The sequence below is a fragment of the Vagococcus bubulae genome (assembly GCF_003950315.1).
Classification (GTDB): Bacteria; Bacillota; Bacilli; order Lactobacillales; family Vagococcaceae; genus Vagococcus; species Vagococcus bubulae.
The window spans coordinates 110,147-123,000 of sequence record NZ_NGJT01000006.1; the positions used below are offsets into that span (position 1 = coordinate 110,147).

Annotated in this window: 11 protein-coding genes; 2 read left to right on the forward strand and 9 right to left on the reverse strand. The window is 33.8% G+C overall.

Annotated elements, in window-relative coordinates; translation table 11 throughout:
- Positions 1–6: 6 nt before the first annotated feature.
- The 8 genes from CBF36_RS05010 to CBF36_RS05045 all read right to left on the reverse strand — a co-directional run bounded on the left by CBF36_RS05010 (position 7) and on the right by CBF36_RS05045 (position 10,741).
- The gene (locus tag CBF36_RS05010) at positions 7–741 is read right to left on the reverse strand and encodes an MBL fold metallo-hydrolase (RefSeq protein ID WP_125957153.1); all 735 of its coding nucleotides are present in this window, start codon (positions 739–741) and stop codon (positions 7–9) included.
- Positions 742–914: 173 nt separating this feature from the next.
- On the reverse strand, positions 915–2,000 hold the full coding sequence (locus CBF36_RS05015) for a M42 family metallopeptidase (RefSeq protein WP_125957154.1): 1,086 nt from the start codon (positions 1,998–2,000) through the stop codon (positions 915–917).
- A 490-nt stretch (positions 2,001–2,490) separates the two neighbouring features.
- Entirely contained in the window at positions 2,491–3,261 is a 771-nt protein-coding gene (locus tag CBF36_RS05020) for a hypothetical protein (RefSeq protein ID WP_125957156.1), read from the reverse strand.
- 105 nt (positions 3,262–3,366) lie between these two features.
- Complete coding sequence (gene nrdG, locus CBF36_RS05025; protein ID WP_125957157.1) at positions 3,367–3,945, reverse strand: anaerobic ribonucleoside-triphosphate reductase activating protein; 579 nt, start codon at positions 3,943–3,945, stop codon at positions 3,367–3,369.
- A 49-nt stretch (positions 3,946–3,994) separates the two neighbouring features.
- On the reverse strand, positions 3,995–6,157 hold the full coding sequence (gene nrdD / locus CBF36_RS05030) for an anaerobic ribonucleoside-triphosphate reductase (protein WP_416340694.1): 2,163 nt from the start codon (positions 6,155–6,157) through the stop codon (positions 3,995–3,997).
- Between the two features lie 409 nt (positions 6,158–6,566).
- Positions 6,567–8,123 carry a ribonuclease Y gene (gene rny / locus CBF36_RS05035; protein ID WP_125957161.1) on the reverse strand — a complete coding sequence of 519 codons (1,557 nt, stop codon included), beginning with the start codon at positions 8,121–8,123 and terminating at the stop codon, positions 6,567–6,569.
- A gap of 248 nt (positions 8,124–8,371) precedes the next feature.
- Complete coding sequence (recA, locus tag CBF36_RS05040) at positions 8,372–9,430, reverse strand: recombinase RecA (protein WP_125957162.1); 1,059 nt, start codon at positions 9,428–9,430, stop codon at positions 8,372–8,374.
- Between the two features lie 96 nt (positions 9,431–9,526).
- Positions 9,527–10,741, reverse strand: a complete 1,215-nt coding sequence (locus CBF36_RS05045) for a CinA family nicotinamide mononucleotide deamidase-related protein (RefSeq protein ID WP_165865386.1) — start codon at positions 10,739–10,741, stop codon at positions 9,527–9,529.
- Positions 10,742–10,884: 143 nt separating this feature from the next.
- On the opposite strand from CBF36_RS05045, the gene sdaAB reads away from it, so the two are divergent.
- Both sdaAB and sdaAA read left to right on the forward strand, forming a co-directional pair.
- Positions 10,885–11,544, forward strand: coding sequence for an L-serine ammonia-lyase, iron-sulfur-dependent subunit beta (sdaAB, locus tag CBF36_RS05050; RefSeq protein WP_125957166.1), 660 nt, complete (start codon positions 10,885–10,887; stop codon positions 11,542–11,544).
- A 13-nt stretch (positions 11,545–11,557) separates the two neighbouring features.
- Complete coding sequence (sdaAA, locus tag CBF36_RS05055; RefSeq protein ID WP_125957168.1) at positions 11,558–12,433, forward strand: L-serine ammonia-lyase, iron-sulfur-dependent, subunit alpha; 876 nt, start codon at positions 11,558–11,560, stop codon at positions 12,431–12,433.
- A 44-nt stretch (positions 12,434–12,477) separates the two neighbouring features.
- Here the strand turns inward: sdaAA and CBF36_RS05060 are convergent.
- Positions 12,478–12,854 (reverse strand): LPXTG cell wall anchor domain-containing protein (locus CBF36_RS05060; protein ID WP_125957169.1); only part of this gene is annotated, 377 nt, incomplete at its 5' end.

Sequence of the window (12,854 nt, forward strand, 5' to 3'; positions counted from 1 at the left end):
ATCTCCTTATAATGTTATGTTTAAGTTAATTTTTGCAAGTTGAATTGGAATATCTTCAGCATAATATTGCGTCTGTTTTAAGACTTCATTTAAATCAAGTGATTGATTTAAATGGCTAATAACCACTTGTTTTACGTCGGCTTGTTTGGCTAATTCGCCAGTTTCTTTAGTTGTTAAGTGTGCTTTATGATGTTCATTACCTTCTAAAAAATAGGTATCAGTAATTAACAAATCAGCCTCATGACAAAAATCAGATAACCCTTCAAAATAGCCTGTATCTGCTGTAAATACAAATACTTTACCTGTACTTTTTTCGACAATTCTTGTTGCAAAACAAGGAACAGGGTGAATCGTACGTTTAAACGTTATTAAAAATGGACCAAGTTCAAGCTCTTGCGTTTCGTGATAGGCAATTCCCTTTGAAATACCTGTCATGGTTAACTCGTTAAATTTTTCCATGTTTTCAGTATGACCATATATTGGCAATTCTTCCACAGGGTTTGTCGGTTTTAATTGACGTAAATATTGTAAAACACCTAAATCTGCCATGTGGTCATGATGGTAATGAGTCAAGAGAACAACATCTAACGTCAAAGGATCTAACTTTTCCTCTAACCTAACAAGTGTTGAACTTCCAGCATCTAATAACAATGAAAAATCATCTGATTGGATAAGGTACGATGTTGTTCCTTCTCCTTGATAGGGATAACCTCCCCAATAGCCTAATACAGTGATATCCATAATACAACTTCCTTTCCATACAATATTATCCTACGACTAGTCAATAAAAGATACAAATACTTTGATAATATTATCAACTAATTCCTAAAATCATTCGATATAAATCATTTTTTAAAACAATTTTGTTCTTTATAAAAAATAAACAGATACTTTTATGTACCTGTTTATTTCATTTAGTAAGATGTTAATTCTTTTACTTTATCAGCGTCTAATCGTCTTACCACTTCAGTCACTAATTTCACTGTATTCAAATAATCATCTTCATGAATAATAGATGTGTGTGAATGTAAGTAACGAGTTGCCACTGTAATAGCAAGTGATGGCACACCATTACGTGTTAAATGTTGCATTCCAGCATCAGTTCCTCCACCTGTGATAACAGTGTATTGGAATGGAATATCAAGCTCTTCTGCCACCTCAATGACAAAATCACGTAGTTTTCTATGTGGAATCATTGATGCATCAAAAATTAAAATCTGTGGGCCTTCACCTAATACAGAATCTGCTTCTTTTGGTGTCATACCTGGTGTGTCTCCAGCAGTCCCTGTATCAAGAGCAAACGCAATATCAGGATTGACTAAATGAGTACTTGTTCTAGCACCACGTAACCCAACTTCCTCTTGCACATTGCTACCAGCAAATAAAATATTTGGATGACCTTCTTTAGCCAAATTTTCTAATACTTTTAATGAGACAGCAGTTCCGATACGATTGTCCCATGCTTTTGCTAATAAATATTTTGAGTCATTTAATCGTTTGTACTCAATGTAAGGAGTAATCATATCTCCTGGTTTAATTCCCCACTCACTTGCTTCTTCTTTACTTGTTGCGCCAATATCTATAAACATATCTGCAATATCGTATGGTTGTTTTCTCGCTTCAGCAGACAAAACATGCGGTGGTTTTGAACCAATCACACCATGAATTTCTTTTCCATTAGACGTTGTGATAGTCACTTGTTGAGCCAACATTACTTGACCCCACCAACCACCTAATGTTTGGAATTCGATAAAGCCTTTATCAGTAACTTTAGTCACCATAAATCCAACTTCATCCATATGTCCAGAAATTAACACACGTGGGCCTTCTTTATCACCAATGTGGCGTGCATTAATCCCACCTAATCCATCAAACAATAATTTATCAGCATATGGCTCAGCATATTTTTTAAATAGTTCTGTCACCTGTGTTTCATTACCAGGTACGCCTTTTGCATCTGTTAATTCTTTTAAAAATAATTCTTCTTGTTTATCTAACAAACCAGTCACCTCATTTTATTTTTTCACTAACTTTAGTATAACATTTTTAACCGAAATATAAAAAGAACGATAACTGTTCTTTTAAAGTCTGACATTTTTTCCAACTCTAGCCCTATGTGAAACTTATTATTTTTATTTATACTACTCATATAATCATAAAAGCAAGGAGATAAAAATATGAAGATTATGTTGATTGAACCAGATAAATCACTCCATCATGTATTACATTTACTATTAATTAATAAAGATATAACGATCGTATCAGCTACTTAAAATCATTTTTTATTTGATAGTATTACTGAAGAAAAAACTGATTTCACTGCGATACATGCTTTTTAACCATATAAACGGATTAGTATCGATAAATTAGGAAACAATCTAATATTTGAATAAATTTAATCTTTAGGTGATCATCATTATATTCTAACCAAAGTAAAACAAGGTTACTCTATCCCTTAATGCATAAAAAAAGAGGCTTATTGCCCCTTTTTTATGCTATTTTTATCACATTAATTTTATCATCGAAATAATGTTCATCAAATACAACATCTTGTTTACCAATAGAAGATATAGCGCAAATTAGCCCCTGCTTTACAATAAATTCCGTTGTGTTTTCTTTATCAGAAATCCCTCTTGCTAAGCCAAATAAAAATCCTTCATGACTTAATTTTGTCACATCTAATTCATTTGTGGTTAAACTGAATAATTCTTCATTATGATAAACATATCCTGCACCTGTCTCACGATAAACAATGACCATTGGAACCTCTTCAAATAAAGGGTCAGTGAGAATTTCTGAAGGTAACATATTAGAGACAACTGTTTGAGGTAAAGATAATAAATCAGGTAATTGCGTTTCCTTAAGACAAATAGCATAAGGTTTATCATCACCACTTAGGGCTATTTTTATGGTTTCCACACTTCCGTCAAAAATGATTCTTTGATTTTCACTCACTTGATGAAAAAAAGGCTGATAACTATTTTTTTTATTGGTTAATAAATCAGAAAACAAAATAATCGAGTCACTACCTTCAATAACCTTTTTGTAATCATTTATATCCTGACTATATAATATGTTCGATAGACTACTAAACGCTTGTTGAAACAAGGACTCTGTGTGAATGGTCTTGTTATCAAATAAAATAAGTGTCTTAACTTCACCAATAGCCGGTTTTAATTGGTTGATAATTTCTTGTTCTAATGTTATTTTCGCTTGCAGCTCTTGAGATATTTCTGAATATAGGTTAATTGTGACAATCATTTGACCCACTCCTAATGGTTTAATAGGTTTATTATCACAAATACTTTTAACTTTTTAAGGATAAAATCGTAAAAAAAAGATGAATACTATGCGCATTCATCCATTTCAACGAAAATAAGCTTCTTTATCTAAACATTTTTCCCAAATAACCACATTAGATTCAACCAAGGATTGTGGGACATCGATAATTCGTTGATTACTACTTCCACGAAATTGCAAAGTTAAATCCCGTTTTTCCAACTCAAATCGACCATCAACTAATACATCGATATAATTTAAAAGCTCTAACTTATCATCCGTTTCTTCTAAAAGTTCTTCATATGTATAGCCTGTCCATGACCAAATATCTTTTGTATCACCAAATTCACGTCTAACCCGTCTAACTAATGATAGGCAAACCTCTGTATTTAAAAAAGGTTCTCCTCCAAGCAAGGTCAAACCTTGTACATAGTCATGAGACAAATCATCGATTATTTTATCTTCTAACTCTTTGGTATAAGGTGTGCCGTATTTAAAATTTTGAATGGCTCTGTTAAAACATCCTTTGCAGGCAAATAAACACCCACTAACATAAATACTACAGCGAACCCCTTCCCCATCTACAAACATAAATGGCTTATAGTCTGCAACATATCCTTGACTGTAGTCTTTTGAGGTCCACTCTTTTGGTTTTGGATTTTTCATTACCTACTAAACTCCTTTAACAAAATAAAAAAGAGTTAGGTACTCTTTTTTATTTCATGTGTTTTACTCGTGATGATATCTCTTTGTGTCTACCATGTACCATTGGTCTTGCTTGTGGATTTCCAAGATAACCGCAAGTTCGCTTAACCACATCACACGTTTTAGGGTCATTATTGTGACATTGTGGACATTCAAATCCTCGTTCAGTTGGATTAAAATCTCCTTCAAATCCACACTCATAACAATGATCAATAGGGGTATTTGTTCCAAGGTAGCCAACTTTATCATAAGCATAGTCCCACACAGCTTCTAATGCTTTTCTATTTTGTTGCAAGACCGGATATTCACAGTAATGAATAAATCCACCTGAACAATATTTAGGGTAATCTTTTTCAAAATCTAATTTTTCAAATGGCGTAGGATTTTTTCTCACATCATAATGAAAACTATTTGTATAGTATTCTTTGTCTGTAATGTTTTCAATCTCACCAAATTTTTTCTTATCTAAACTGCAAAAACGATCTGTTAAACTTTCACTAGGTGTTGAATAAACACTAAAATGGTATCCATACTCATCTCCCCAGTCATCTGTATGCTGTTTCAAACATTTTAAAATATCTAAAGTAAATTCCTTGGCCTCTTTATTATTTTCCCACTGACCACCAAAGAATGAAGATGCTACCTCATATAATCCAATATAACCCAATGACACTGTCGCACGTTTATTTTTAAATAACTCATCGACAGATTCATCTTTATTTAAACGTTCTCCAAAAGCACCATACATATATAAAATAGGCGCATTTGCTGGTGTTGCTTCTTTGCATCGTTTCACACGAAAAACTAACGCATCTTTGGCAATAGATAAACGCTCATCTAATAATGACCAAAATTTTTCTATGTCACCATCAGCTTCCAATGCGATACGTGGTAAATTCAATGTGACTACTCCTAGATTCATACGTCCAGCATTAACTTCTTTACCTGTCTCATCTTTCCATCCTTGTAAAAATGATCGACATCCCATTGGTACTTTAAAACTACCAGTTAATTCAACAATTTTATCGTAATTCAATACATCAGGATACATTCTTTTAGTCGCACATTCTAATGCTAACTCTTTAATATCATAATTTGGATCACTTGGTTTCAAGTTAACACCATCTTTAATCGTAAAAATTAATTTTGGAAAAATCGCTGTACGATGTTCTCCCCCAAGACCTTTAATACGATTTAAGAAAATAGCTCGTTGAATTTCTCGCTCAAACCAATCTGTACCAAGACCAAATCCCAATGAAGTAAATGGCGTTTGACCGTTAGAAGTAAATAACGTATTGATTTCATACTCTAAACTTTGCATAGAATCATAAATATCTTTACTCGTTTTTTGTTTCGCATATTCATCGTGTTTAGACTCATCATCTATCCATTTTTTAGCATCTTCTAAATGTTTTTCATAATTTTTTTTCGCAAATGGCGCTAAAAACTCATCGATTCTATCAGCTGAACAGCCACCATATTGACTAGATGCCACGTTTGCAATGATTTGTGAGATTTGTGCTGTTGCTGTTTGGATTGATTTAGGCGATTCTACTTCAGCATTTCCAATCTTAAATCCATTGTTTAACATGCTTTCAAAATCAATTAAGCAACAATTTGTCATAGGTGAGTATGGATGATAATCCAAATCATGATAATGAATTTCACCCTTTTGATGAGCGTTTGCTACATGAGAAGGCAACATTTTTAATCCAATTGATTTGCCAACAATTCCTGCTGTCAAATCTCGTTGAGTATTAAACACATCACTATCTTTATTAGCATTTTCATTTACTAATCGCTGATCTTTATTTAATAATTTACCAATTGTTACATTAATATCTGTTGATTCTGCCCGTTCAAAATCTCGCTTAGTTCGATAATTTATATATTCTTGAGCCAATGCATATTCACGATTTTCAAGTAATATGTGCTCTACAATATTTTGGATCTCGTAAATCTTCACATCTTTAGAAAAACGAGCTGTAATTTCAGATACAATCTTTAATACTAGTTCATCGATTTTTCTAATAGACAAGTCATCAATTGGACCATTGATTTTATTTTCTGCTTTCAGTAGTGCCGCTGTTATTTTTGCAGTGTCAAAATCAACTGTACGTCCATCTCTTTTAATGACATTAATCATATCAATTTCTTCTGACATCTTGCTCATTCTTTCGTTTAATTCTGCTGTTTCTATCATTATCATCGAACTCCCTTAATATATTCAACTAATATCTTATCCCAACGAGAGCCTTTTTTCAACTATATATAGTATATATTTTTGTAATTAAAGATTAAAAAACACTATATATAGTATAAACGTTGATATGATAATATCTTTGATTTGTCAATAGTTATTTTGTTTTTTTATTCACTTAATCATAAGAAAAAGCGAAATATTCTGTATTAAAAGAATATCCCACTTTTTTATCTATCATTTCTTACTTTTCGTTTTTTATAAAAAATCTAATAGTCATTAAAAATGCTGCAATAACAAATAGTAGTTTACATTTATTAAATTTTGTAAACAAAAAACAGATGAATTTCTCCATCTGTTTTTTGTTTCTTATTGGTAAACGTTATTTAGCATAATCAACTGCTCTAACTTCACGAACAACCGTTACTTTAATGTGTCCAGGATATTCAAGCTCGTCTTCTATTCTCTTACGAATGTCATGAACCAAAATAACTGCTTCATCATCTGTGACTTCGTTAGGTTTAACTACAACTCGAATTTCTCTACCAGCTTGTATAGCAAAACTTGTATCAACACCTGGGAAATCATTAGCAATTCCTTCTAAACGTTCTAAACGTTTAATATAGTTTTCCAATGACTCACTTCTTGCTCCTGGTCGAGCAGCGGATAAAGCATCTGCTGCTGCAACTAAGACAGATATTACAGATGTTGCTTCTACATCACCATGATGAGAGGCAACAGCATTTATTACTACTGGATTTTCTTTATACTTACTTACTAGCTCCGTTCCAATTTCAACGTGAGATCCGTCAACTTCATGATCCAATGCTTTACCAATATCATGTAATAGTCCCGCACGTCTTGCTAGAGTGGCATCTTCTCCTAGCTCTTCAGCTAAAACTCCCGCCAATTTAGCTACTTCTATCGAATGATTTAATACATTTTGACCATAACTTGTTCTAAATCTTAAACGTCCAAGTATCTTAATTAGGTCAGGATGTAATGAGTGAACGCCCACTTCAAATGCTGCATTTTCACCATACTCACGAATCCGTTCATCCATTTCTTTACGAGATTTTTCCACCATCTCTTCAATTCTAGCTGGATGAATTCGACCATCTTGAATCAATTTTTCTAATGTCATTCGTGCAACTTCTCGTCTAATTGGATCAAATCCTGATAACACAACTGCTTCTGGTGTATCATCAATAATTAAATCAATACCAGTTAATGTCTCAAGCGTTCGTATATTTCGACCTTCCCGTCCAATAATTCGACCTTTCATATCATCATTCGGTAACGTTACTACTGTCACAGTCAATTCTGATATTTGATCTGCTGCACTTCGTTGAATGGCTAAAGCTAACATATTACGTGCTTTACGATCAACTTCATCTTTCACACGTTGTTCACTTTCTTTAATCAACATCGCTCTATCATGTGACAATTCTACTTTCATGTCATTCATGATAATATCTTGTGCTTCATCTTTAGATAGATTAGCAATACGCTCTAATTCTATCTCTTGTTTTTCAATTAAGGTTGATACCTCTTTTTCCCGCTCATCAATCAATTGCTTCCTTGAATCAAGTTTTTCCTCTTTTTCTTCAAGTGAGCGTTCGCGTTTTTCTAAAGAGTCATCTTTTCGATCAAGATTATTTTCTCTTTGTAACAGTCTATTTTCTTGATTTTTTAATTCAGCTCTTTCTTCCTTCAGCTCACTTTCAATTTCTAATCGGTATTGTTGATTCAGTTCTTTTGCTTCCAACAAATGCTCTTTTTTTAGAGTCTCAGCCTCTTTCTTGGCTTGTCGAATAATTCCGGTGGCAGTATTATTCGCTCCTTCTATAGACCTCTTATGTCGAGTCATGGCAATAAAATAGCCGATTGCTAGACCTACAATTAAACCGATGATAGCAAGGAGTATTGTAGCAGCCATAAAAACACCTCCATACTATCTTTATTATTGTGTTATTCGTAGATGTAAAACATATCACTATGACTAAATCATATATAAAATATGAGTGTATATATTTAACTATACATACTATATTCTAATCTTTGTTAAAAGGAGTGTCAACTTAAAAAAGAAGCCAAATACTAAAGCATAAAAAATAAACTACTGCTTAAAAGATATTAAATAACATGACTCGTTATTCTTACTTTAAACAATAGTTTATTATACAATTAATCTTCTAATTCTAAAGAAACTTCTTCAGATTTTTCATTTTCTTCTTCTGCTTCTTCAGGAGCTACACCATCCATATTATAAGCTAAACGGACTTTTTGATAAATTTCTTCCATCATATCTGAATGCTCTGCCAAATATTTTTTGGCATTTTCACGCCCTTGACCAATACGCTCATCTTGATAAGAATACCATGCACCACTTTTATTGACGATATCTTGGTCTGAAGCCATATCCAGTAATTCACCTTCTTGAGAGATACCTTCTCCATACATGATATCTACTTCTGCTATTCTAAAAGGTGGCGCTACCTTATTTTTAACTACTTTAATTTTCGTACGGTTACCAATAATATCTGTTCCAGATTTTAATTGTTCTGCTCGACGAACTTCTAAACGAACTGTTGCATAAAATTTTAAAGCACGTCCGCCGGGTGTTGTTTCTGGATTTCCAAACATGACGCCAACTTTTTCACGAATTTGATTGATAAAAATAGCAATGGTTTTCGTTTTATTGATTGTTCCAGATAATTTTCTTAAAGCTTGTGACATCAAACGAGCTTGAAGACCAACATGCGAGTCTCCCATTTCTCCATCAATTTCAGCTCTTGGTACAAGTGCTGCAACAGAATCGACAACAACGATATCAATTGCCCCACTAGAAACCAGTGCTTCAGCAATGTTTAACCCTTGTTCACCCGTATCCGGTTGTGATAATAATAACTCATCTATATTAACCCCTAAAGCACTTGCATATTTTGGATCTAATGCGTGTTCCGCATCAATAAATGCAGCCGTTCCACCAGCTTTTTGAACTGAGGCAATAGCATGTAAGGCAACCGTTGTTTTACCAGAACTCTCTGGACCATAGACTTCAACAATTCTCCCTCTTGGGTAACCACCAACACCTAAAGCAGAATCTAAAGCAAGAGAACCACTAGATACTGTTGAAATTTGTGTATCTACTTTTTCTCCTAACTTCATGACTGAACCTTTACCAAAATCTTTTTCTATTTTTTTTAACGCAGCATCTAAAGCTGCTTTACGATTATCTGACATGTATGTACCTCCAGTTATTTTGTCTCTTCACTTTATAATATACTTTTTTTTTATTAAAAAAGCAAGAAAAAAGCGAACAAATATTCGTGTGTTTCATCAACTATTTAATCGTATGAAATTGTATCCATGTTTTATAGCACCGTCTTTCATGTAGGCTAAGTGACGTTTAAATATTCTTTTTTTACAGATAATATCTTCTTTATTGGCCAAGAAAAACCAAGTAATCCCTTCAGGTAATTCATCATTACCATGGCTCATATCTCCTAATAACACCATCACATAATCTGTTTGAAACATCTCTAATCCAGATTTGGCTAACTCTTTCCCAAGCGCTTCATCGTCACTTTCCTCAATTGTTTGATTAAACATAGAAGACAACATGCTCTTGCTATTGACGTTAATCCCTGCTTTTACAACCTGTTCCCCACTATCTACCTCAGTTCCTACCGTAAAGAAACGACCATCCGTTAATAAATCAATCACTGATAATGTTTTTCTTTGTTTCTTTAATTGATTAATAACAACTTCTTGAATGGTTAACTCTTCTCCATAACCATAAAAATAACGTTTTTCAATATCTAATATTTTTTCTTCCATTTCATCTAATAATTGGTTAGCCGTATCTAAATTTGAACTTTGTGCCGTAAGTCTTAACATCACTTCATTTGACTTAGCATAAGGTGCTACTGTTGGATTAGTTTGCGCATCGATAATGTCTGATAAATCTGTTACTAATTGTGACTCCCCAATATCAATAAAACGTAAATAACGCGATACTAATTCTTTATGGTGTGGAGATAGTCTTCTGAGTAGAGGTTTAGCTTCTTGTTCAAACATAGCCGTTAATTCACTTGGTGGCCCTGGTAAAAGTAGATAATTAACATCATTCACTTCAATAAAAGCACCGCATGCCAAGCCAGTTGGATTTTTTAATGTTATGCCTTTCTTAAAGGTGAGTGCTTGTTGTTTATTATTTTCTGGCATGACTTTATCTGTCGATGAAAACAAATGGTAAATCTTTTCTAGAGACTCTTCATCATATTCTAACGGTTCATTAATAAATTCACTCACTGCTTCTTTTGTTAAATCGTCTGTTGTCGGCCCCAGCCCTCCACACAAAATAATTAACTCACTTCTTTTTGAAGCTAAATTCAACGTATCCATTAAACGTTTTTTATTATCTCCAACTGTTGTTTCAAAATAAACTTCATAACCTAAATCAGCTAACTCTTTCGATAAAAAAGCGCCATTTGTGTTAACAATTTGTCCCAACAGTAATTCTGTTCCTACTACAATCAGTTCTGTTTTCATTCGTATTCCTCCACTCATAAATTAAGATACGTTTTTTTCCATTTTATCACATTATATTTAAATAAAAAAAAGACTGAATTCAAAATAATATCAACCCTTTATGATAAACTGAAATCAAATAATAACATACATGGGGGTAAATTATGGGGCAATATAATAGCGTTTTCGATATCATTGGACCAGTCATGATAGGACCAAGTAGCTCACATACGGCAGGTGCAGCACGTATTGGAAAAGTCATCCGACGTATTTTAGGAGAACAACCACTTTCTGTTGATATCTATTTATATGAGTCTTTTGCAAAAACTTATCGTGGTCATGGAACTGATATTGCATTAGTTGGTGGGTTGCTTGGGATGGATCCAGATGATGACCGTTTATCAAAATCCTTGGAAATCGCTCATGAAAAAGGAATGGAGGTGGCTTTTATACCTAAAATTGAAAAAGCTGACCATCCTAATCAAGTAAAAATGGTATTAAAAACAAAAGAGCGTAGCATGACATGTACTGGTATCTCTATTGGTGGTGGCTCCATTCAAATTTCTGAGCTTAATGGTTTTAAAATTAATTTAGATTTCTCAACACCAACCTACATTACTTTCCATCAGGATAAGCCAGGAGTTGTTGCTAACGTAACACGACTATTATCTGAAAAAGATATTAATATCAGCACAATGACATTAACAAGAGAAGCCAAAGGAGAAAAAGCTATGATGATTATCGAGGTAGATAATCGTGTGGATGGCTTACTCGATTCTCTTAGACAAATAGAACATATTGATGCAGTTGATTTTTTCAACTAGAAAGGAAACAAACATGTTTGAAACAATAGAAGAATTAATTGTATTAGCTAACGAGCATGGTTCTCTCGCTGAAGCCATGATTCAAACAGAAATGACCGTATCACAACGTCCACGTGACGTCATCATTTCACATATGGAAAAAAACTTATCCGTGATGTTAAAGTCCATTGAAAAAGGTGTCGCAGGAGTAACATCCGTCACTGGATTAACAGGTGGAGATGCTCCTAGGATGAATGAATATATCAATCAAGGAAACTTTTTAAGTGGCGAAACCATTCTACGTGCCGTACAAAATGCAATGGCAGTAAATGAAGTAAATGCAGAGATGGGACTTATCTGTGCAACACCTACTGCTGGTAGCGCTGGAGTTGCTGCTGGAGTATTATCTGCTTTAACAGGGGAACGTAATCTATCAAAAGAACAACAGATTAACTTTTTATTTGCAGCTGGTGCCATTGGTTTAGTCATTGCTAATAACGCCTCTATCAGTGGTGCTGCTGGTGGGTGCCAAGCAGAGATTGGATCTGCTAGTGCTATGGCTAGTGGTGCTTTAGTCGAAACGTGTGGTGGAACACCTGAACAAGCATCACATGCCGTTGCAATAACCATCATCAATATGCTAGGTCTTATTTGTGATCCCGTTGCCGGATTAGTTGAGATACCTTGTATTAAAAGAAATGCCTTAGGTGCTTCTCAAGCATTTATTTCTGCCGATATGGCTCTAGCAGGAGTTAAAAGTGTTATTCCTGTTGATGAAGTAATCGAAGCTATGCATCAAGTAGGAATGCAAATGCCTTCTGCTTTTAAAGAAACTGCTGAAGGTGGATTAGCAGCAACTAAAACAGGTAAAAAAATTATGCATCAACTTTACAATAATCAGCCTAAATAAAATAAGCACCTTGTTAGACTTCAATCTAATAAGGTGCTATTTTCTTATTCTTTTTTGAGAATTAAACGACTATATAAGTAATAAAGACTTATCATTAAAAGAAGAAATCCTATTATAATATATTTTCTATTATCTTTATCTCCTGTTTTTGGTAAGTTATTTTCTCTATCTTGCTGATTACAAGTCGTAATTTTATTGTCATGACTTAATTCTGTTGTTTCAAATTCTGGTAGTCTATCATTAGGTATAGTGCTCGATGACAGAATTGCTACTTCTTTTTGGTCACTTCCTTCAATTGGTTTCCCATCTGGGCGTTGACCTTCTCCAACCGCAACGTTCACTAAGTTTTGACCAACCGCGCTCGCTTCTATCTCACTCTCAAAGCTCACTTTTACCACTTGACCACCTTGTAAGGATCCCA